The sequence below is a fragment of the Vibrio sp. V09_P4A23P171 genome (assembly GCF_963875615.1).
GTDB lineage: Bacteria > Pseudomonadota > Gammaproteobacteria > Enterobacterales > Vibrionaceae > Vibrio > Vibrio anguillarum.
This window is the reverse complement of sequence record NZ_CAWNMR010000015.1, coordinates 1-20,833: the sequence shown is the minus strand read 5'-3', so window position 1 is coordinate 20,833 and position 20,833 is coordinate 1. Positions and strand designations below refer to the sequence as shown.

The window sequence follows — 20,833 nt, the reverse complement described above, 5'->3', positions numbered from 1 at the left end:
AGCAATATACAGTGATCCGATTCATTGTTTGGCGATAAGTACGGGCCGAAAGAGAGCGAATTGGCCTGATAGACAAACATTAAAGCAGATTGATTTATAAGTGAAGTTTAGGTTGAAAGTCGTTAAACTTGCACAACCAATGTCAGAAGGTAAAAACAATGAAAGTATTAGTGACAGGCGGGATGGGGTATATCGGTAGCCATACCTGCATTCAAATGATCCACGCCGGTATGACGCCCGTAATTTTTGACAACTTATACAATAGTAAAGCATCGGTTTTAGAGCGCATCGAAAAAGTGTCCGGTGTGAAGCCGCTGTTCGTCCATGGTGATGTACGCAACCAAGCACAACTGGTTGAAGTGATGAAAGCGCAAAATATTCAAGCGGTGATCCATTTCGCAGGCTTAAAAGCAGTCGGTGAGTCAGTAGAAAAACCATTGGAATATTACGATAACAATGTTAATGGCACACTGGTACTGGTGGCGGCCATGCGTGAAGCTGGCGTGAAGGCACTTGTTTTTAGTTCATCTGCAACCGTATACGGTGACCCAGCCTCAGTGCCTATTACCGAAGATTTCCCAACCAGCGCGACCAACCCTTATGGCCGTAGTAAGTTAATGGTTGAAGAGTGCTTGGCCGATTTCCATAAAGCCAACCCAGATTGGAGCATTACACTGCTGCGCTATTTTAACCCTGTAGGTTCACATCCATCAGGCGAGTTAGGTGAAGATCCACAAGGTATTCCGAACAACCTAATGCCTTTTGTCTCGCAAGTGGCCGTGGGTCGAAGAGCATTTCTCTCTGTTTTTGGCAGTGATTACCCAACTAAAGACGGCACAGGTGTTCGCGATTATATTCACGTAATGGACCTAGCCGATGGTCATATTGCTGCGCTGGAAAAAGTAGGCCAACAAGCAGGCTTGCACATTTATAACCTAGGCACAGGAAATGGCTACAGTGTACTAGAGATGGTGAAAGCGTTTGAACAAGCGTCAGGTAAAAGCGTGCCGTACCAATTGGTCGAACGCCGCGCTGGTGATATTGCGGAGTGTTGGGCAGATCCAAGCAAAGCGATGGCGGATCTAGGTTGGAAAGCGACTCGCAGCCTAGAAGCGATGACACAAGATACGTGGCGTTGGCAGTCAAATAATCCACAAGGTTATCCTGAGTCTTAAGCTCTTGCTTCAACTTCTCTGCGATGAATGAAATAAATAGCCAGTCAAATGACTGGCTATTTTGATCTGACTTGGTTACTCAAGCAATCCAATGATCAGTTGGTCCGATAACGGCTTAAAATTTCACCAAGGTTGCGCGAAGCGTTTGCAAGGCTAGCGACACCTTGCGATGAGGTTTGCGCAACACTGCGAATCGCATTGGATTGTGTACGAATATCACTCAGCTCAGCAGCAATATCATTAGCAACGGCGCTTTGCTCCTCGGCTGAAGTTGAAATTTGAATACTCATGTCATTGATCATTTTTGCTGATTCAGCAATTTGATTGACGTTATTGCCGATGTTAGCGACTAAATCACTACTGGTTTGAGCTTGACTAACCGTTTGCTCAGTAATGCGTGCGATATCTTGGCTTTCGGTTTGCAGCTTCTCAATCATGGATTGAATTTCAACAGTAGCCGCTTGCGTGCGGCTAGCTAAGGTGCGAACTTCATCGGCTACCACGGCGAAACCGCGCCCTTGTTCACCAGCACGTGCCGCTTCAATCGCAGCGTTCAATGCCAGTAAGTTTGTCTGTTGCGAAATGGCATTGATGGTGGTGATCACATCGTTAATCTGCACCGTATTTTCATTCAATGTTGAAACCGAATGAGAAGCTTGCTCAATGAATTTTGACAACTGGGAAATTTCATTAATTGCTTGCTGGACTAGCTGTGAGCTCTCTTCCGCTTGTTTTGAATCTTGATCGGCTTGCCGATTGGCTTGTTGGGAAATGGTGGACACTTCTTGCGCCGAGGCCGTCATCTCTTCCATGGCCGTGGCGACGGAATCCAAGGAAGCGTATTGGCTACTGATTTGTTGCTCGCTCTCTTTCATCTCATGGGCAAAAGAGCTGGATGTCTCACCGAGAGTGGTGGCGTTTTGTTTTACTGAAACTACCAGTTCGGTCAAGGTGTCCATGGCGTTATCGAGCGCGCAGCCGATGGTACCAAACTCATCTCGACCGGGATGAAAACCTAATCGTGAAGTTAAATCACCTTTTGAAATTTTCAAGGTTGTTGTGTATAGCACCCACAATGCACCGCCAATAAAAGTAGCGACCCAATAGAGGAAAATAGCAAAAGGGATTGCCCACAAATAGCTCAACAGAAAAGTCGAGAGTGCCGATCGCTGAGCGTCTTTTTCAAGATAAGAGAGATTCTCTGTCAGTGCGTAAACTTTGCCATCGCTGTGTTTTGCTGTGGCGGTAATCACCCCTTTTTGATAACTAGTTGCGGCTAAAGAATGGCGAGTTTCAACCGCTGAAAGGGTTTGTGGATCTGCGCCGCTGGCAAGCAGACCTTGCAGTTTGTACTCAACGGCCAACTTCGATTGCGCTTCTATCTGGGCCAGTGAATCAACATAGCGATTTCCTGCGACAAAGCTTAAAGCGGTGAGGAATAAAGCGAAGATCACCCACATCTTGTCATTAATTGACATTTTAATGAACACGCGGTCAATCGTCCTGAACTGAACTTCTTTCATTGCTGCTCCGATATGCAAAAAAGTAATAGTAAATTTTATAAATATACTAAGGCTAAATGTGTGTGTTCGTGCAGAATTTTATGAAATGAATGTTGACTTAAATATCAAGATTGAGACTTTGATCTTATTTTAGGTTAAAAAAAGTGGGGAGAGTAATATTACTCTCCCCACTTTTAACTTTAATTGATTAACCCAGAGCGGGTAGCACACCAAGGCTAATAAAGATTTGCGAAGTGACGATCATCAAACCAATGGTTGCTGTCATGGTCAAAGCCAGTTTGCCGCCTCTGACTTGATATTGTGTTTCACCCTGCAGTTGGAATACTTGGTTTGAACGCACTTTAATCACCATCACAATCGGTAAGAATATGGCCAAAATAGTCAACGCAATAGCTGCGTAACCGAGCGCCATAATAAAGCCTTGAGGGTAAAATAGCGCAAAGACTAATGGTGGCAGATAGGTGATGACGGAGGCAGCCATACGGTGCAATGGAATGTTCTTTTTCTTAATCGTATCGCCCATGAATTCAAACAAGCCCAAGCTTACGCCTAAGAATGACGTCAAAAGTGCAAGGTCGGCAAACACGCCAATAATGCTGCTTAAATTGGATTGATGAACGGTTTGCCCTAATGTCACAATTAGCGCACTCAGGCCGGAATTCTCAACCAGCTGAGGTTGGCTAACGACACCTAACGTGACGATCTGCCAAAAAATGTAAATAATCAACGGGATAGCAGAACCAATTAAGATGGCTTTGCGCAGCGAAGGGGTGTCGCCATCTAAGTAATTCACAATCGCCGGAATACTGCCATGGAAACCGAATGAGGTGAAAATGACGGGAATTGCAGCAACGATTAAGCCTTGCTCAAGTGGCATACTAAGCAAGTATGACTGAGAAACATTAGGTGCAAGAAATGAGAGCACTATAATCATCGCGACCATTTTACCGGCAAACAGCAGGCGGTTCACTTTATCAACCGTGCTGGTGCCGATCGTCACCACAAGTGCAACCAGTAAAGTAAAAAGCAAGGTGCCCAACGGATTGCTGATCTCAATGCCAGCAAACTCTGTCAGGCGATGAGTGAATTGTGCGCCGCCACCAGCAATGTAAGCTGCACAAAGCGAATAGAACAAAAATAGCATAGCAAAGCTCGCTACCCATTTTCCTTTTTGCCCTAAGATCTGTTTAGCCAATGTATGTAAGGTGGCGTCTTTGTCTGCATATTGATGGATTTCAACCATTAACAATGCAGTGAAAGCCATTAATGCCCAGAGGGCGATCATAATCAGTAATGATGTGCCAAAGCCGATACCTGCAGAAGCGAGCGGTAGAGCTAGCATGCCTGCACCGATAGTGGTCCCTGCGATGATCAAAGTACTGCCGAAAATCTTTGATTGAGTCATGGTGTAAAGTTCTTTATACGTTATGTTGTGTTTCAGGGAGTGATATATATGAATACAACGGGGTGTTGACCATTAATCCACTCATTTTGGGCTATATTGTAGAACTTCGGATTCATTTTCAACAGCTTTGTAAAAATAAAAATCCATGAGTGTATTTTTTTGTTTACATGGCAAGATGGCGGCTAAATAAGAGTGGTCGAAATCGTTTCGCTGTGATAGATATTGTGGTGATGATTAATTTGACTATTCGCTTTCAAAAAACTGTCATATAAATCATTTAAAAAGGATCTTGCGACGTGATAATCCCGTCTCAGTAAATATCAAAGGAGGTCGATTAATGAGTGACCAATATAAAAACGATGAGTGCTTAGAGTGGCTCGACGCCATGGAGATCGGATTTGATTTATCCGATTATGACTCTGTATCTCATGAATGCTCTGAACAGAGCGCAGAATAGTACCAGCCAGCAGCCTATGCTGGCTATGCTCCTTACATTCCCCCCTCGTGTATCAATTCCTTAACACTATTGATTTCCGCTGATTTTGAATAGGCGATTACCTTGCGCTTTGTTACAATCCGCGCCCTGATTTCCAATAGGTAAGCTGCAATGTCTGATACTGTGCACCCATTCCAACGTTTAGGACTTTCAACCACATTAGTTAGCGCTCTGCAATCTTTAGGTTTTGAACAACCGACGGATGTTCAATCTCAAGCTATCCCGCATGTTTTGGCTGGTAAAGATGTCATGGCTGGGGCGCAAACGGGTACCGGCAAAACGGCAGCTTTCGGTTTACCTATTTTGCAACGTTTTCTTGATAACCAAGCCGAGCGAGAAGCCAATAGTAAAGTTGTGCGCGCGCTTGTTTTGGTTCCGACTCGTGAGCTGGCTCAACAAGTGTTTGATAGCTTAAGTGCTTATGCACAAAGCACTACATTGAAGATTGTCACCGCGTATGGTGGAACCAGCATGCAAGTGCAAACACGTAATTTACGTGGAGGTGCGGATATTTTAATTGCGACGCCGGGGCGGTTAATTGATCATCTTTTTGTGCGCAACATTATCCTGACGCAAACCGAAGTGTTGGTGCTGGATGAAGCCGATCGCATGCTCGATATGGGGTTTTTGCCTGATATCCAACGTATTTTGAAACGCATGAATGATGAACGCCAAACGCTGTTTTTCTCGGCCACCTTTGATGACAAAATCAAAGCATTAGCACACAAAATGATGCGCGACCCTGTCGGCGTGCAAATTTCACCGGCCAACGCGACCGCTGATACTGTAAAACAGATCGTTTATCCAGTGGATAAAAAACGTAAAAGCGAGTTATTAGCTTATCTAATTGGTTCACGTAATTGGCAGCAAGTCTTGGTATTTACCAAAACCAAACAAGGTAGCGATGAGCTAGCCAAAGAACTGAAATTGGACGGCATCAAAGCGGCCTCGATCAATGGCGATAAAAGCCAAGGGGCGCGCCAAAAAGCATTGGATGATTTTAAATCAGGTAAAGTTAGAGCGTTGATCGCTACCGATGTTGCAGCTCGTGGAATTGACATTCAGCAACTTGAGCAAGTGGTTAACTACGACATGCCCTATAAAGCGGAAGATTACGTGCACCGTATTGGTCGCACAGGTCGGGCCGGGCTAACGGGCTTCGCGGTCTCTTTGATGAGCCGAGATGAAGAGTATCTGCTTGAAGCGATAGAGGCCTTACTCAATCAACGCCTGCCACAAGAGTGGTTAAAAGGGTTTGAGCCGAGTTTGTTGGAAGCCTTACCGACTGAGCGTAGCAGCCGTAAACCTAGCCGTTCAGCGGAAAAAAGAAAGATGAAAGCAAAACTAAACATCCATGCAGGTAGAGGTAAGCGATAAAGCGCCCGCTTTATCTGGCCCAGTCACATTCAATATCATACAGCAACTCATTGATGGAGTTCGGACAGAGCGTCTGAGCTTCGTCGATATGGAACTTGGCGATCATCAAGTCATTAAAGAGTTGCCAATGTTTTAGTAAGCATTGGTTCACATCTTGAGTTTCATCTGACCATGTTTCTTTTAAAAATGGCGTGAGGCTCGCCGCGCCGTGCGCGTACATGATCATCTGCCATTTTATCTCCCACACCTTTATTGGTGTGGCTGAAAATTCACGGTTGTATTGCTCGGCAAGTTGTTCGACGAGCTGCTCAATTTCACCTGCACTGTCGATAAAATAATCAAACAGAGCATCTTCTTGCCTTACCGCATCGGCGATCAGTTGAATCGGCTGTTTGACGGTCAGCATATGCGCGAGCAGCCGTACAATGAACAAATACAACTGCACGTTGGCGGGGGTGTTGGCTGGGATCTCTTTTAATATATGACGTAAATAATTCTCCATATAAAGATGGAGACCATCGCTGATACTGCGCCATATTTGCTCTTTACTACCGAAATGATGACGCAGCAAACTGTGCGAAACCCCAGCTTTTTCGCTGATCGTTCGTAATGACACTCGTGCATAACCTAGCTCGCAAAACAGATCCGCAGCGACCACTAGAATGTCTCTTTTGGTTTTTTGGGCATCAGTGGCACTTCGGCGGCCTTGTCTTTTGGTCATTTTTTAACTCGTCTCATTTTTTAACGAGCGCAGTTGTACCAGATTTGAGAGGCAGTTTCACGGAAAAACGCGTTGGCAGTCATAACCGATGATAAGGTTATGACTGCACAATGTTAATTGGATCAGAGATAAAGGGAGAGTTTGCTGATTAGAAAATCAATATCATCGCGTGAGACGTCTTTATGGGTCACAAAACGTACCGGATTACCTGGCGAAACTTTTATTCCATCTTGCGCCAACTGATTGGTAATTGTATGGATATCGATAGAATCAGCTAATTTGGCAAATACGATGTTAGTTTGCACTAAATCTGGATTGACGGAAAACCCGTTTAAGTCCGCTAATTTGCGCGCTAAATATTGGGCATTGTCGTGATCAGTCTTCAGCTGAGTGACTTGTTCAGTCAATGCAAGATGGCCTGCTGCGGCCAAAATGCCTGCTTGACGCATGCCGCCACCGAGCATTTTTCTTAAACGTCGAGCCTTGGCAATGTAGGTTTTTGAACCCAACAGCAGCGAGCCGATAGGAGCTGAAAGCCCTTTAGATAAACAGACCGTCATTGAGTCAAAGTATTGCGCAATCTCTTTAACATCCACATCCAGCGCTACAGCGGCGTTGTATACGCGCGCGCCATCTAAATGCAGTGCCAAATGGTGTTGATCAACAAACGTTCGTGCTTGCGCTAAATAGGCGAGTGGTAGAACTTTGCCATTGATGGTGTTTTCAAGGCTAAGTAATCGAGTGCGAGCAAAGTGGGCATCATCAGGTTTAATGGCCGCGCGCAGTTTATCGAAGTCTAACGTGCCATCAGGGTTATTTTCGATTGGCTGCGGCTGAATAGAGCCAAGAACCGCGGCGCCCCCCGCTTCATATTTGTAGTTGTGCGCTTGTTGGCCACACAGGTACTCATCGCCACGCTCACAATGTGACATTAAACCCAGCAGGTTGGCTTGTGTGCCTGACGTGGTAAATAGCGCCGCTTCAAAACCGTGTCGCTGCGCGGCCCACTCTTCTAAGGCGTTGACGGTTGGGTCATCGCCATACACATCATCACCCACGTCGGCATTAGCCATTGCTTCACGCATCGCGGCGGTGGGTTTAGTAACGGTATCTGATCGAAAATCCATATAATCTCCTCATGCGTTTTTCTATTTTTGCTAGAAGCTTTTTCACTTCAATGTTTATCTGTGCTTGTACTTTATTGATAAATAAGCCCTTTATTGATGGCTAAGTATTTTATAGATAACCACACAGCTTCGCCTTACTTAGGCAGGCAATGGTTTTTGAATCTGTGATTTGCCCAGTGATGATTTTTTGCTCCAATTCCTGGATCGAAAGCGTCACCACCTCAATGACTTCATCATCGTCGCATGATAATCGTGCAGTTTTGCTTAACTGTTTAGCGACAAACAGGTGCTGTATTTCGTCACAAAATCCAGCTAATGGTGTGACTTGCCCTAAAGTGATCAGCTCACTTGCGCTATATCCTGTCTCTTCTTCAAGCTCACGGTGCGCGCATTCGGCTGGAAGCTCCCCCTTTTCTAAAGTGCCTGCTGGGAGCTCTAACAACCACTTTTTGAGTGAGGGGCGAAACTGATTAATCAGAATAATATCGCCTTGTTCTGTGATCGGCAAAATCACGGCCGCGCCCGGATGGACTATGGTGGTGTGCTCAATGCTTTTGCCCGTAGGAAGGGTGACATCCTCTTGCACTAATGAAATGGTTTTCCATGTATGTATGGTTTTGCTCATGCAAACTCTTCTTTAATTGTGGCTAGCCAATGACTGATATGGTGATAAGGGTTCAACCTTACCGAGAATCTGTGGCTAAGACAAAGTAAAACGATAACCTAAGTATCAATATTGCTTGCACAATCAGTGATGTCAGTCTCATATATGCAAACATTGATTTCGAAGAATTTCACAGAAAAGAGATCTGCTATAAGTGGGCGCTTATACTAAAATCTATTTGTAACAAAACAATAACAGTCGTATAAAGTTATGTATACAAACCATTTGGAGCGCTTAAGTGATCAATTTTACTCCTGCATCTCATGCGCAAAAAGCGCTACTTTCAGAGCGCATAAATAAGCTTGCTAAGGCTTTATCGGATGGTGTTTATGAGCGTGAAGACACCATCAAACTTTGTCTACTGGCTGCTTTAGCGGGGGAAAGTGTTTTCCTACTCGGCCCTCCTGGTATTGCAAAAAGTTTGATTGCGAAACGTCTGATCCAAGCCTTCGATAACAGCAGTTATTTTGAATACCTCATGACGCGTTTCTCAACACCAGAAGAGGTATTTGGTCCATTAAGCATTCAAGAATTAAAAGATAATGGGCGCTATGTTCGCCTAACCAAAGGCTATCTTCCTACCGCACAAGTGGTTTTTCTTGATGAAATTTGGAAAGCAGGCCCCGCCATTTTGAACACCTTATTAACGGTTGTGAATGAAAAGACCTTCAAAAATGGGAGTGATATTGAACGTGTACCAATGCGTCTTCTGGTTTCGGCATCGAACGAATTACCGGATGAAGAGAGTGGTTTAGACGCCTTGTACGATCGCATGTTAGTGCGTGTGTTTGTCAACCGTATTCAAAATAAGCAGAATTTCAAATCGATGCTAACTGTCGGTACGCCACAAGAAGCGCGCATCCCTGAAGGGCTTGCGATTACCGATGAAGAGTATCACTCATGGCAGCGACAACTTGACGATTTACTGTTGACAGATGACGTGTTTGAAAAGTTATTTGAGCTGAAAAACATGCTAGAGCATGCCGTTGAAAACCAGCCCGCTGCGGCAAGTATTGATATGTACGTTTCAGACCGCCGTTGGAAAAAAGCGGTGAAACTGCTCAAAGCGAGTGCGTTTTTTAATGGCCGCGACTCAATCAACCCGCTTGATTTACTGCTGCTGCAAGATTGTCTTTGGAATAGCCCCGATTCTCGCGATATTGTGCGCCGCGTTATCCGCGACTTTGCGTTGAAACATGCTTTTGACCAACAAGAAGTTGAACATCAAATCGTAGTGTGTCGTGAAGAGCTGGCTGAGATTCAAGAAGAGCTAGAGTCTGAATTTGGCATGTTGCTCTCGCTGGAAACATCATCCGGTTTGATTAAAAAGCAAGTGCATCAGTTTGATACCAAATCGGCAAAAACCTATCAGGTAGGCACCGCTCATGACTTGGTCAAATTGGTATTGCTGCAAAGCAATATGTCCGTCTCTGAGGCCGAAAAAGGCGATAGCCGCTGGGTTTATGTGCCTAAAAGCGAGCTTGAAAGAACGATCAAAGAGGGGCATGGCGATGTGTATGGTTATGTAAATCAAAATACCAATTTGTGCCGCTTAAGGTTTGATTTAGATGCTGGTAATAACCTCGTTCTTAAAGATATTGCTAATCGCTCGGTGTTGGTGAGTTTGGTGACTGAGCAAGGTTTAGACGAAAGTCTTTATCAAGAGTGGCTTACGAAAGCGGATCAAGCCGTTGCACAGTTGCAACATGCCGAACACCATTTGCGTAAAGTGCGTTCTAAGTTTCACGGCGCTTTGCCGCATAACTTCATTGATCCGGAGCTGCCCACCGCTATGGAAGCGACGCTGCAGCATCTACAGCAATTACTTGAATCGACTCATACCGAATGCGAAAAAACGGTGCTTCGTTTTAAAAACCTAAACCAGTTTTTTGCGTAAGGAGAGAAGATGCTTGGTGCCGATGGTTTAAATTTAGCGTTAATGATTGCCGATTCGGGCATCATTGATACGGCAGTGAATGATTTGCTTGCGCGCTCGCAAGTGATGATGATGGCTGAAAACCGCGGCGTGGCGAATTCAGTTAAAAATCACCTAACTAAGTGGCGTGGTAGTGTCAAAAAACGCATTACAAAAGTGTGTGAAACTGAGCGTTTTCAACAAGAGCTGACCTTATACCAAGAAGTAATTCACTGGGATGAAGAGACCTTCTTTACCCGGATTAACGAGATAATCAAACAGTTGGAATGGCACTCAGCATTTTATCTCCAAGCACGTCGTTTAATCGAAAAAAACAAGGGGTTGCATAACCCCATGTTCCCTCATTTCTTTTGTGACCAATGGTATCAAAGCCTTTGCCATGCGATTAAACAAGCGCAAATCAACGAACTTGAAAGTAACAAAGAAAAAGTGTTGGCCGATTTGTACCAGCGTATGGAAACCATGAAAAACATGGATAAAGTCACGGAATCGGGTGATGAAAGCAGCGTCGGTCGCTTGTGGGATATGGCATCGGCGAAGCTCAGTAAAACAGACATTAGTGTCATGAAACGCCATGCGGAATTTTTGAAAAAGAACAAAGGATTGCAAGAGATTGCTGAACAGCTTGGGCGCATGGCTGGCGAAGTAGATGACCCGGATCTCAACCGTACTCCAGCCGAAGCGCTGCAAATGGTGGAGGAGAAATCGGACGAAGCGACGGATGACATCGTCGGCATCCACGAAAGTGATGATCTGAACAAACTGCTGCCCAACGAAACCATGTTTCTTGCCTATCCTGAACTTGAGGTGGTTTTCTACAAGCATTTAGTGGATAAGCGCTTGATGAACTATCGCATGCAAGGCAAGTCTCGCACCTTGCGTAAAGTCAAAGCGTACCAACCAGAGCACAAACAGTTTGAGATTGAAAAAGGGCCGTTCATCGTATGTGTGGACGCTTCTGGTTCCATGAGTGGTTTCCCAGAACAGTGTGCAAAAGCGATGGCTTATGCTCTGATGCAGATCGCTCTGGCTGAGAGGCGCGAGTGCTACGTGATGCTGTTTTCTACTCAGCAAATTACCTATGAGCTGACCAAGCAAGATGGCTTGCGTGAAGCGAGTGATTTTTTAAGTTATTCATTTCACGGCGGAACGGATTTAGACCCTGTGCTAGAACAATCGGTTGAACTGATGAACAGTGACAAATACCGCAATGCAGATTTGGTCGTATTGTCGGATTTCATCGCACCTAAACCGCCGGAAGCTCTACTAGAAAAAATCGCGACCTTAAAACATCAAAAAAATCGTTTCCATGCGGTGAGTTTGTCTCGCTATGGTAATCCACAGTTGATGGCGATGTTTGATCACTGCTGGGCATACCATCCTAATCTCGTCGGGCGACTGATGAAAAAATGGTAACGATCACTTTAAGAGTTGATGGATTGTTGCTCTAATTGTTCGCCTTCTATCCTTTGCGGGTCGATTCTTAGTCACTTGATTCATAAGTGGAAAATTTATTGTTGACTCATTTTCTTAATCCGTTAAAGTACGCCTCGTTCTCACGGCAAAGCCCAAAAGAACAATGTCAGGAGTTAGTTGCTCAGCAAGATGAGCAAAGTTATTAAAAGCTGCAAAGCAATGTTTAATAGCAAATGTTGTTAATAACCAAATGTTGTTAATAATAAAGCTAGCGAATGTACTTCAAAAAATTTTCGATGGTGTGTAACTGATTCAGTTGACGGCATCGCAATCCAGAATTGCGTGCCCTGGTGGTGAAATTGGTAGACACAAGGGATTTAAAATCCCTCGACTTTCGAGTCGTGCCGGTTCAAGTCCGGCCCGGGGCACCATCTATTCTTTGCTCATTAAGAGCAACAAAAAATTAAAGGCGCGATGGCAGACTGGTTATGCAGCGGATTGCAAATCCGTAGACCTCGGTTCGACTCCGGGTCGCGCCTCCAAAAACAAAAAAAGACGCTTTTTAGCGTCTTTTTTTGATCTATGTGATTAAGAATCAACAGCCTGTTTAGAAAATAACGCCATCGGTATGATGGCGTTAACATGACATTGACAGCAATGCACAGAGGTGAGTGTTAAGCCGCCTTTTCGGTTTGATAATTTCCCAGTAGGGCACTGTAAATTTCTTGGTCGCTTAAGACGCCGACGAGCTGATTATTTTCCATCAGAAGAATCGGATTTTGAGTTCGATGTTTCAACTCAATCGCGCTACGCATATCAATATCAGGTGTTGTAATAATCATCATCGATGAATCAATGTTCGACATATCGCTGACTTGGGTATCCCAGTGGATAAGATCGGTCGACGTTGCTCCATATAGTGTCAGAGTTTTATCATGTTGTGCGACCCAAACATCCTGTTTTTTGCAGACCTGCCAACGTTCGTCTTGTTGCTTTAACTGTTCGATGGGCTGCATTAACGAACGTCCTTTCAGTACGTTAAGAGGGTTAGTGTGTGCCACAAACTCTTTAACATAGTCCGTTTTTGGTGTAAGGACAATTTCTTCTGGCTTACCGTGCTGAATCAGTTTTCCTGACTCCATAATCGCGATGTTATTGCCTATTTTTAGCGCTTCATCTAAATCGTGGCTAACAAATAAGATCGTCTTGTTGAGTTTGCTTTGTAGCTCTAATAACTCATCTTGCAGTTGCGCACGAATCAGCGGATCAAGTGCTGAGAACGGTTCGTCCATTAACAGGATGTCACTGTCCATTGCAAAAGCACGCGCTAAACCGACACGTTGCTGCATGCCGCCAGAAAGTTCGTGGGGGAATTTATCTTCCCATTCAGCAAGGCCAACCATCGAAAGCTGTGCACGGGCATGTTGGTGGCGTCTTTTCTTGCTCATTCCTTGCATTTCTAAGCCAAACGCCACGTTATCTAAAACCGATAACCAAGGCATAAGGGCAAACTTTTGAAACACCATCGAGACACGATTCGTCCTTAAATGCTGAAGCGTTGCTTTATCACAGCTGGCAAGGTCAACAAAGCGTTCGCCATCTTTTAATTCTAATGATCCCCGGCTGATGGTATTCAAGCCATTCACCGCGCGTAGCAAGCTCGATTTCCCTGAACCAGACAGCCCCATCAAGACGCAAATCTCGCCTTCTTTAACAGTAAGGCTGACATTGTTTACCCCTACGACTTGACCGCAGGCATCGATAATCTCTTGGCGAGATTTACCCGCGTCGAGTCGTTGCAGTGCTTCATTTGGGTTCTGACCAAAGATAACATCGAGGTTTTTAATGGTAATTGCATCCATGATTATGCGTCCTTATTATTTTGATGTGGGGTTTTGCATAAACGATCAAGAATGATGGCGACTAAAACGATGGCTAAACCAGCTTCAAAACCTTGAGAAATATTGACGGTATTGAGTGCACGAATTACGGGTTTGCCAAGGCCGTCAGCCCCAACTAAGGCGGCAATCACAACCATGGAAAGTGATAACATAATACATTGTGTTATCCCCGCCATGATACTAGGCAGAGCCGCTGGTAACTCTACTTTAAGCAGCAAATTCATACGACTAGAGCCGAACGCTTTACCCGCTTCAACTAACTCTTCCGGTACTTTAGTAATCCCAAGATAGGTGAGGCGAATGGGGGCGGCGATGGCAAAGATAATGGTTGAAATGAGCCCCGGAACAATACCCAAACCGAACAGAACTAGCGTTGGAATGAGGTAAACAAAGGTTGGTACCGTTTGCATTAAGTCAAGAATTGGGCGCATCAGCGTATAAAGCCATGGTCGATGCGCGGCGATAATGCCCAATGGTACGCCAATTAATACGGAAATCGTTGTCGCGGCAAACACCAAGACAAAGGTTTCCAGCATTTCTTGCCAGTAGCCAAGGTTTAGAATAAGCAGTAGGGCAGCAATAACAAATACCACCAATGAAATCTGACGATGCAGATACCATGCAATGGCTGCGGTGACTAAAATCGGCACGGCAGGGGGCATCCATTTAAACACATCAACTAAAGATAAAATGATGGTCTCAAGTAAGTAGGAAACAGTATCAAAAAATGTGGCTGCATGGATGGTCAGCCAGTCAACGCCACTTTCCATCCAACGACCTAAGGGGATTTTGTTCTCTGTAATAAAATTCACGGTATAGCCTTTTGGAAGGTGAAATGATCACCTCCTCCTTTAAATTAATTTATGCTTTAAATGGCGCTAAATAGTTGCTGATAGCTTGTTGTGCCGGTGTTCCAGCTTTGGTTTTTACATTCTTTAGCCATGGAACAATACTTTCTGGATGTTTGATTAACCATTGGCGAGCGGCTTGTTCTGGTAACACGCCTTGGTTGAGAATGGATTCCATCAGTTGGTTTTCCATTTCAAGAGAGAAAGTCAGGTTTTTTAATAAATTACCGACATTTGGGCATTGTGCTAGGTAGTTTTGACGCACATTGGTGTAGACATTTGCACCACCGTAGTTTGGGCCAAAGTAATCGTCACCGCCATCAAGGTATTCCATTTCAACATTGCTGTTCATTGGGTGCGGAGCCCAACCTAGAAACACAATCCACTGATTACGACGTACTGAACGTGCCACTTGTGACACCATGCCCGCTTCACTTGACTCAACAACGCTAAAATCTTTCAGCTCAAAAGCGTTTTCATCAACCATCGATTGGATCAAGCGATTACCGTCATTGCCTGGTTCAATACCATATATTTTGCCGCGAAATTTATCTGAAAATTGAGCGATATCAGCAAACGATTGGACACCGGCATCATAAACGTACTTAGGCACAGCGAGTGTGTATTTTGCTCCTTCCAAGTTAGCGCGTAGAGTTTCAACCGTTCCAGCTTCACGGTATTTGGCAATATCACCTTCCATGGTTGGCATCCAATTACCGAGGAATACATCAATGTCACCGTTCGCCATAGATGAGTAGGTCACGGGTACTGAGAGTAAATCGATTTTTGTCTGATAGCCTAACCCTTTGAGCAGCTCTGTGGTCACGGCTGTTGTGGCGGTAATGTCTGTCCAACCCACATCAGCAAAGCGCACCGTATCGCATTGATTGGCGTAAGCGTTGGCGCTGAGCAGAGTCGTCATTGCAAGTGTGAGCACGGTTTTTTTAGTAATAGACATGTTATTTCCTTGTATTTTTGACTGACTTTATAAATTTTATGAGTAAGCGTCCGGCTTTCTCATTGGTGGTTTTATTCTTTGTTTGGTTTGCCAGTCTGGTGCAATCCATACTGGAGCTTCAGTACTGGCTAATAGCGGTTTGCCTAAAATAAGATCGGCGGCGCGCTCTGCGACCATGATGGTTGGCGCATTCAGGTTCCCGTTGGGAATGCTTGGGAATATCGAGGAATCCACCACGCGTAAAGCTTGAATTCCGCGCACTTGGCATTGTTCATTCACCACCGCCATTGGGTCGTCATCTGCGCCCATTTTGCAGCTGCAAGAGGGGTGATAAGCGCTTTCCACATTCTGTTTGACCCATGAATCAATATCGTCATCGCTTTGGATCTCTTCCCCCGGTTGAATTTCTTCGCCCCGATAAGTATCCAATGCTGGTTGCGCTAGAATTTCGCGGGTGAGACGAATGCAATCGCGCCAATCTTGGCGATCTTGTTCGGTTGATAGGTAATTAAATGCGATAGAGGGTGAAACCGTTGGATCGCGAGAGACAATTTGTACTTGTCCTCGGCTTTCTGGTTTATTGGGCCCCACATGAACTTGGAAGCCGTGACCATCAAAGGCCGCTTGGCCGTCGTACCGCATCGCAGCAGGTAAAAAGTGGTATTGAATATTTGGCCATTTGAGCCCTGCGCGAGAGCGAATAAACGCGCACGACTCGAAGTGGTTGGTTGCCCCTAATCCTTTACGAGTTAAGATCCATTCAGTGCCGATAAGCCCTTTGCTGATTAAACCGAGTTTACTGTTTAGTGTGATCGGCTGTTTGCAGTGGTATTGAAAATAGATCTCTAAGTGATCTTGCAGGTTTTGACCCACGCCAGGCAGGTCTTGCTTCAGTTTCACACCAACTTGTTCAAGCAGCGCTTTAGGGCCAATACCCGAAAGTTGCAAAAGTTGAGGAGAGCCAATAGAACCAGCACTTGACATCACTTCTCGCAAGCAAAACGCTTGTTGGATCTTGCCTGATTTTTCAAACTCAACGCCGATGGCCTTTTGCTCTTCAATCAAGATCTTATGTGCCACAATTCCTGTCTTTACGGTGAGGTTCGGTCGCTTCATCGCGCGGCGTAAATAGGCATTGGACGTTGAGGCGCGAACTCCAGAATCTACCGTCATATGCATTGGTCCGAAACCTTCCTGCTGATAAGCATTGTAATCGTCAGTTTCTGGATAACCGGCTTCTTTGCCCGCATCGATGAAGGCTTGATAAAGTGGGTTCAATTGCATGTCGTTACCGTTACAAGTACCGACGGGCCCGTTGCCGCCACGATAAGCGTTCTCGCCACCTATCCAAGATTCAGCGCGGCGAAAATAGGGTAAACAATTTTGATAATTCCAACCCTCAGCGCCCAGTGATTCCCATTCATCAAAATCGCAAGCGTGGCCACGAACGTACACCATGCCATTAATAGACGAGCTGCCACCGAGTACTTTTCCCCGTGGGCAATGTAACTGACGCCCGTCGAGATAGGGCTCTGATTCGGTTTCAAATTGCCATGCGTATTTTTCGCTGTTCATCGGGTAAGAAAGGGCGGTGGGCATTTGAATAAAAATGCTTTTATCGCTACCACCTGCTTCGAGCAGTAAAACCTGATGCTCGCCCGACTCGGTTAAGCGATCGGCAAGAACACAACCCGCCGAGCCCGCGCCGACGATAATGTAATCAAAGTGATTTAACATAGAAGGCTCCTTTGACGATTAAGCATATGGGCTAGCAAAATCATCTAGCTCCACTAAAATGCTCTTGGTTTGGGTATAGTGCTTCAAGGTTTCTATGCCATTTTCACGACCAATTCCGGAATGCTTATAACCACCAACAGGCATTTCTGCTGGAGAGTCTCCCCAGGTATTTATCCAGCAGATCCCGGCTTGAAGTTGGTGAATTACTCGGTGTGCACGTGAAAGGTTCTGTGTGAACACTCCTGCAGCTAAGCCATATTGAGTGCCATTCGCGCGCGCGATCACTTCGTCTTCATCGCTAAACTTAAGCACTGACATCACAGGGCCAAAGATTTCTTGCTGCACGTGAGCCATGTCATCAGTGCAATCAATGAAAACAGTTGGTGCAACAAAATTGCCCTTATTTAGGCCGTTATCGGTAACTTGATAACCACCAGTGAGCAAAGTTGCTTGGCTAGCTTTGGCTTGCTCAATCGCTGTGAGCACTTTGCTTAAATGAGGTTTGGAAATTAACGCGCCAATCTGGGTGTTGATATCCATAGGATCGCCAATCACTAATTGTTCAGTACGCAGCTTAAGCTGAGCGACAAACGCATCGTAGAGGCTGTCGTGCACGAAAACGCGCGTCCCATGGGTACACACTTCGCCTTGGGTATAAAAATTTGCCACCATGGCAGCGGAGACAGCTTGATCAAGCTTGGCATCATCAAAAATAATGAGCGGTGACTTTCCGCCCAATTCCATAGTGACAGACTTCAAGCTGCGAGCGCTGTCTGCCATCACGGTTTTCCCGGTACCCGATTCACCGGTAAAAGAGACTTTGGCAATATCTGGGTGGGCCGTCAGCATTTGACCTACGCGGTAATCACCTTGAACCACGTTAAAGACGCCGTCTGGCACTCCGGCTTCACTGAAGATCTCTGCCAGTTTTAATGCGCTTAATGGCGTTTCCTCTGAGGGCTTGAAAATCATCACATTGCCGGCAGCCAGTGCTGGCGCTGATTTCCACATCGCGATTTGAATCGGATAATTCCATGCGCCAATGCCCGCGCAGATGCCTAATGGCTCGCGGCGAGTATAAAAAAACTGATGTCCATTGAGCGGCTGTTGCTCGCCTTGAAGCGATGGGGCTAAATTTGCAAAGTACTCAATGACGTCTGCGCCAGTCGCAATATCAACGCAATTGGCTTCTTGAATCGGCTTACCGGTATCGAGAACTTCAAGTACAGCAAGTTCATCGTTTCGTTCTCTAAGTATTTTTACTGCTTTTAGCAAAATACGGCTGCGTTCTGTTGCGGTCATTCTTGACCATACCGCGAATCCTTGCTTGGCAGAGGTGATAGCTTGTTCAATGTCATTGGCACTGGCGTGCTGCAATCTTGCTATCACTTCACCTGTTGCTGGGTTGTAGGTATCGAAACGTTCTCCTGAAGTCGCAGATCGGAGCGTTCCGTTGATATAAAGCGATTGTATTTCCATTTTAAGGCCTGAAGTGAGTTGTTATTGCGCGTAAAACGCTAATTGTTTATTGAGGTAATCGTTAATGATGGAATGTGCTTGAGCAGGGTCGATCCCTTTGGGGTTTAATGCTCCGCGTAGCCAAATGCCATCAATCAGTGACGCGATACCATGAGCCACGAGGTTGACTTGTTCTGATGGGAGCAGCGGCTTGAGTTCAATCTTAAGATGAGAAAGTAACCGCTGTTCATTGACGTATTGCAGGCGATTTAATTGTGCGTCGTGCATGGAGTAAGCCCAAAACGCTAACCATGTTTTAACGACTTGGTTTTCCGCTTGGAACCCTTTGAAATTGCCGGTTACGATGGCATTAATGCGTTCGTAATGAGCCTCTTTTGGGAGTTGGTTTAAATGCTGAGTGATGGTGGTTGAAAGTTCACGTAAAACAACACGCATTGTCTCTTCCAATAATCCATGCTTGCCGCCAAAGTAGTGATTGATAATCCCTGTCGAGACACCTGCTTCTTTGCTGATTAAAGCGATACTTGCGCCATGTAATCCAACGCGTTCAATGACTGTCATTGTTGCGGCGACAAGTTGAGGTTTGCGTATGTCTGGCATCCCTACCTTTGGCATAATTCATCCTGATTATTTTATATTGAACGATTAGTTAAATATAAAATGCCATGATAATGTTTAGAGTTCAAATCTATTTTTGCGTAATAATTGCCATTGAATTTGCATGGTTAATAATAAATATTATTTTAATTCAATTGATTACAATTAATTTTCCATAATTGTTTAGTGTGAAAAATATTTGAAGTCACCGTGTTTTTTGTTCGGTGCTAGCTTCTATCGTTCATCGAAGAAATCTTTATTGCGGATGTATTTACTCATGAGGTGATAAGAGAAGGGGCGAACTAGCCAGCTCAATAAAGACCTGCCTAATCGAATGAACGTTGGTGTGTTTTCGTAAATACGCCCATTGTAAAGCCACAGCAATTTACCCACATGCCAATAGATTAAAGGAATGGGTGGCATAAAGGTGACGATGTCGAGGTCACAACAGATACGATAGGTTTTGTGACTAAGCGCGTAGCGTTGACGAAAACGCCAATTACCAATCGCGGGTTGGCCGAATGTCACAATGCGTTTGATGCATTTTGGGTATTTCTTTTCGATGTAGTCAGCAAAGATACACCCAATAGCCCCACCCGAAGAGTGACCAGTGATGGCAATGCGTTTGCCGCTCTCGATCAGAGGAACAACGACGGCTTCCAGCCGCTGTAAAACAGATAGGCCGAGTTTATCTTCGTTACGCGTTGGCAGGCTCTCTTGATGCAGGAGATGGTAAAAGCCCGCATGAATACGGTAATCCAATCCTAAGTGCTGACAGCTGCGTGTCCACATCGCAAAGTTCAAAAGCCAATCACTGACACTGTGCGAACCTTTGATGACGACCACGGCCTCTTCTTGGTTTTTACTCCACAGCACTCGAATCATGATTTTACCAAACTGGTTACGGATGATGTGCTGACCGTTCGGGTCAAAACCGTAACGTGTCTGCCTAAACACTCTGGGATAAGCAAGGTTGCACAGCACGGCATAGCGTTCGTATTGATAGCGTTTAAGTGGTTTCACATGACGGCTCTCGAAGATATTGAGCTAACGTAGCGATTGAATGTGAATGCTTTATGAACGGTGCAGTTTTGGGTGGAGGAGTATTTATATTTAAATGCTGTCAGCCATAAAGATGCGAAGGACAGAATGTCAAAATTCCCTCCCCTTCAAGGGGTAGGGTCTGTACACCCCCTCCTAACCCTGTCTCTTATACACAAATCCCCAAGCCTCTGCTTGGGGATTTTTTTGAACTAATTTTATGTTTCATGATCTGATCATCTAAGCAATAACAAGGATGATTAGAATGACTTATATAGAACCAACCCTCTGGGCACAAAAGCAATTTGGTCAAGCTCACCTCAATGACCCAAGACGTACTCAAAGACTCGTTGCCCTAGCTGCCTCTCTGGCCGAGCAACCTGGCGTACCGGTCTCGAAACTCATCATCTCCCCTGCAGATATGGAAGGGGC

General features: G+C 45.2%; 17 protein-coding genes and 2 tRNA genes. 7 read left to right on the top strand and 12 right to left on the bottom strand.

What is annotated here, in order from left to right; genetic code table 11:
- Nucleotides 1-158 precede the first annotated feature (158 nt).
- On the top strand, nt 159-1,175 hold the full coding sequence (gene galE / locus AACT23_RS06505; RefSeq protein ID WP_029189705.1) for a UDP-glucose 4-epimerase GalE: 1,017 nt from the start codon (nt 159-161) through the stop codon (nt 1,173-1,175).
- Between the two features lie 95 nt (nt 1,176-1,270).
- Here the strand turns inward: galE and AACT23_RS06500 are convergent, their stop codons facing one another.
- Nucleotides 1,271-2,698, bottom strand: coding sequence for a methyl-accepting chemotaxis protein (locus AACT23_RS06500; RefSeq protein WP_176428619.1), 1,428 nt, complete (start codon nt 2,696-2,698; stop codon nt 1,271-1,273).
- Nucleotides 2,699-2,885: 187 nt separating this feature from the next.
- Nucleotides 2,886-4,103, bottom strand: a complete 1,218-nt coding sequence (locus AACT23_RS06495) for an aromatic amino acid transport family protein (RefSeq protein ID WP_017046094.1) — start codon at nt 4,101-4,103, stop codon at nt 2,886-2,888.
- A 607-nt stretch (nt 4,104-4,710) separates the two neighbouring features.
- On the opposite strand from AACT23_RS06495, the gene AACT23_RS06490 reads away from it, so the two are divergent.
- Nucleotides 4,711-5,976, top strand: coding sequence for a DEAD/DEAH box helicase (locus AACT23_RS06490; RefSeq protein ID WP_017047353.1), 1,266 nt, complete (start codon nt 4,711-4,713; stop codon nt 5,974-5,976).
- Between the two features lie 10 nt (nt 5,977-5,986).
- On the opposite strand, the gene AACT23_RS06485 is transcribed toward AACT23_RS06490, so the two are convergent.
- From AACT23_RS06485 to AACT23_RS06475, 3 genes are all read right to left on the bottom strand, one after another.
- Nucleotides 5,987-6,697 (bottom strand): TetR/AcrR family transcriptional regulator, encoded by a 711-nt coding sequence (locus AACT23_RS06485; RefSeq protein ID WP_013867941.1) that lies wholly within the window; start codon nt 6,695-6,697, stop codon nt 5,987-5,989.
- A gap of 122 nt (nt 6,698-6,819) precedes the next feature.
- Nucleotides 6,820-7,824, bottom strand: a complete 1,005-nt coding sequence (ltaE, locus tag AACT23_RS06480) for a low-specificity L-threonine aldolase (RefSeq protein ID WP_013867940.1) — start codon at nt 7,822-7,824, stop codon at nt 6,820-6,822.
- Between the two features lie 109 nt (nt 7,825-7,933).
- Complete coding sequence (locus AACT23_RS06475; protein WP_017048791.1) at nt 7,934-8,449, bottom strand: NUDIX hydrolase; 516 nt, start codon at nt 8,447-8,449, stop codon at nt 7,934-7,936.
- Between the two features lie 277 nt (nt 8,450-8,726).
- Between AACT23_RS06475 and AACT23_RS06470 the strand changes: the two genes are divergently transcribed.
- The 4 genes from AACT23_RS06470 (at nt 8,727) to AACT23_RS06455 (ending at nt 12,382) form a co-directional block, all read left to right on the top strand.
- Nucleotides 8,727-10,385 carry an ATPase RavA domain-containing protein gene (locus AACT23_RS06470; RefSeq protein ID WP_013867938.1) on the top strand — a complete coding sequence of 553 codons (1,659 nt, stop codon included), beginning with the start codon at nt 8,727-8,729 and terminating at the stop codon, nt 10,383-10,385.
- A gap of 9 nt (nt 10,386-10,394) precedes the next feature.
- Nucleotides 10,395-11,840 (top strand): ATPase RavA stimulator ViaA, encoded by a 1,446-nt coding sequence (gene viaA, locus AACT23_RS06465; protein ID WP_019283198.1) that lies wholly within the window; start codon nt 10,395-10,397, stop codon nt 11,838-11,840.
- A 344-nt stretch (nt 11,841-12,184) separates the two neighbouring features.
- A tRNA-Leu gene (locus AACT23_RS06460) sits at nt 12,185-12,271 on the top strand.
- Nucleotides 12,272-12,308: 37 nt separating this feature from the next.
- A tRNA-Cys gene (locus tag AACT23_RS06455) sits at nt 12,309-12,382 on the top strand.
- Between the two features lie 132 nt (nt 12,383-12,514).
- Here AACT23_RS06455 and choV read toward each other — a convergent pair.
- The 7 genes from choV to AACT23_RS06420 form a co-directional block, all read right to left on the bottom strand.
- The gene (gene choV, locus AACT23_RS06450) at nt 12,515-13,702 is read right to left on the bottom strand and encodes a choline ABC transporter ATP-binding protein (protein WP_094127118.1); all 1,188 of its coding nucleotides are present in this window, start codon (nt 13,700-13,702) and stop codon (nt 12,515-12,517) included.
- 2 nt (nt 13,703-13,704) lie between these two features.
- Complete coding sequence (choW, locus tag AACT23_RS06445; RefSeq protein ID WP_017048787.1) at nt 13,705-14,553, bottom strand: choline ABC transporter permease subunit; 849 nt, start codon at nt 14,551-14,553, stop codon at nt 13,705-13,707.
- Between the two features lie 49 nt (nt 14,554-14,602).
- Nucleotides 14,603-15,547: a choline ABC transporter substrate-binding protein gene (locus tag AACT23_RS06440; RefSeq protein ID WP_094127117.1), complete on the bottom strand. Its 945-nt coding sequence runs from the start codon at nt 15,545-15,547 to the stop codon at nt 14,603-14,605.
- Nucleotides 15,548-15,583: 36 nt separating this feature from the next.
- The gene (gene betA, locus AACT23_RS06435) at nt 15,584-17,284 is read right to left on the bottom strand and encodes a choline dehydrogenase (protein WP_094127115.1); all 1,701 of its coding nucleotides are present in this window, start codon (nt 17,282-17,284) and stop codon (nt 15,584-15,586) included.
- Between the two features lie 18 nt (nt 17,285-17,302).
- Nucleotides 17,303-18,763, bottom strand: a complete 1,461-nt coding sequence (gene betB / locus AACT23_RS06430) for a betaine-aldehyde dehydrogenase (protein WP_094127113.1) — start codon at nt 18,761-18,763, stop codon at nt 17,303-17,305.
- A gap of 21 nt (nt 18,764-18,784) precedes the next feature.
- Complete coding sequence (gene betI, locus AACT23_RS06425; protein WP_017046103.1) at nt 18,785-19,378, bottom strand: transcriptional regulator BetI; 594 nt, start codon at nt 19,376-19,378, stop codon at nt 18,785-18,787.
- Between the two features lie 216 nt (nt 19,379-19,594).
- The gene (locus tag AACT23_RS06420) at nt 19,595-20,383 is read right to left on the bottom strand and encodes a lipase family protein (RefSeq protein WP_013867930.1); all 789 of its coding nucleotides are present in this window, start codon (nt 20,381-20,383) and stop codon (nt 19,595-19,597) included.
- Between the two features lie 292 nt (nt 20,384-20,675).
- Here AACT23_RS06420 and AACT23_RS06415 point away from each other — a divergent pair.
- The coding region (locus AACT23_RS06415) for an IS4/Tn5 family transposase DNA-binding protein (RefSeq protein ID WP_217898076.1) at nt 20,676-20,833 on the top strand (158 nt) is incomplete at its 3' end.

Excerpts from the sequence above, each read along its gene's own strand:
- galE (WP_029189705.1), top strand. The coding sequence starts at position 159 with ATGAAAGTATTAGTGACAGGCGGGATGGGGTATATCGGTAGCCATACC.
- AACT23_RS06500 (WP_176428619.1), bottom strand. The coding sequence starts at position 2,698 with ATGAAAGAAGTTCAGTTCAGGACGATTGACCGCGTGTTCATTAAAATG.
- AACT23_RS06495 (WP_017046094.1), bottom strand. The coding sequence starts at position 4,103 with ATGACTCAATCAAAGATTTTCGGCAGTACTTTGATCATCGCAGGGACC.
- AACT23_RS06490 (WP_017047353.1), top strand. The coding sequence starts at position 4,711 with ATGTCTGATACTGTGCACCCATTCCAACGTTTAGGACTTTCAACCACA.
- AACT23_RS06485 (WP_013867941.1), bottom strand. The coding sequence starts at position 6,697 with ATGACCAAAAGACAAGGCCGCCGAAGTGCCACTGATGCCCAAAAAACC.
- ltaE (WP_013867940.1), bottom strand. The coding sequence starts at position 7,824 with ATGGATTTTCGATCAGATACCGTTACTAAACCCACCGCCGCGATGCGT.
- AACT23_RS06475 (WP_017048791.1), bottom strand. The coding sequence starts at position 8,449 with ATGAGCAAAACCATACATACATGGAAAACCATTTCATTAGTGCAAGAG.
- viaA (WP_019283198.1), top strand. The coding sequence starts at position 10,395 with ATGCTTGGTGCCGATGGTTTAAATTTAGCGTTAATGATTGCCGATTCG.
- choV (WP_094127118.1), bottom strand. The coding sequence starts at position 13,702 with ATGGATGCAATTACCATTAAAAACCTCGATGTTATCTTTGGTCAGAAC.
- AACT23_RS06440 (WP_094127117.1), bottom strand. The coding sequence starts at position 15,547 with ATGTCTATTACTAAAAAAACCGTGCTCACACTTGCAATGACGACTCTG.
- betA (WP_094127115.1), bottom strand. The coding sequence starts at position 17,284 with ATGTTAAATCACTTTGATTACATTATCGTCGGCGCGGGCTCGGCGGGT.
- betB (WP_094127113.1), bottom strand. The coding sequence starts at position 18,763 with ATGGAAATACAATCGCTTTATATCAACGGAACGCTCCGATCTGCGACT.
- betI (WP_017046103.1), bottom strand. The coding sequence starts at position 19,378 with ATGCCAAAGGTAGGGATGCCAGACATACGCAAACCTCAACTTGTCGCC.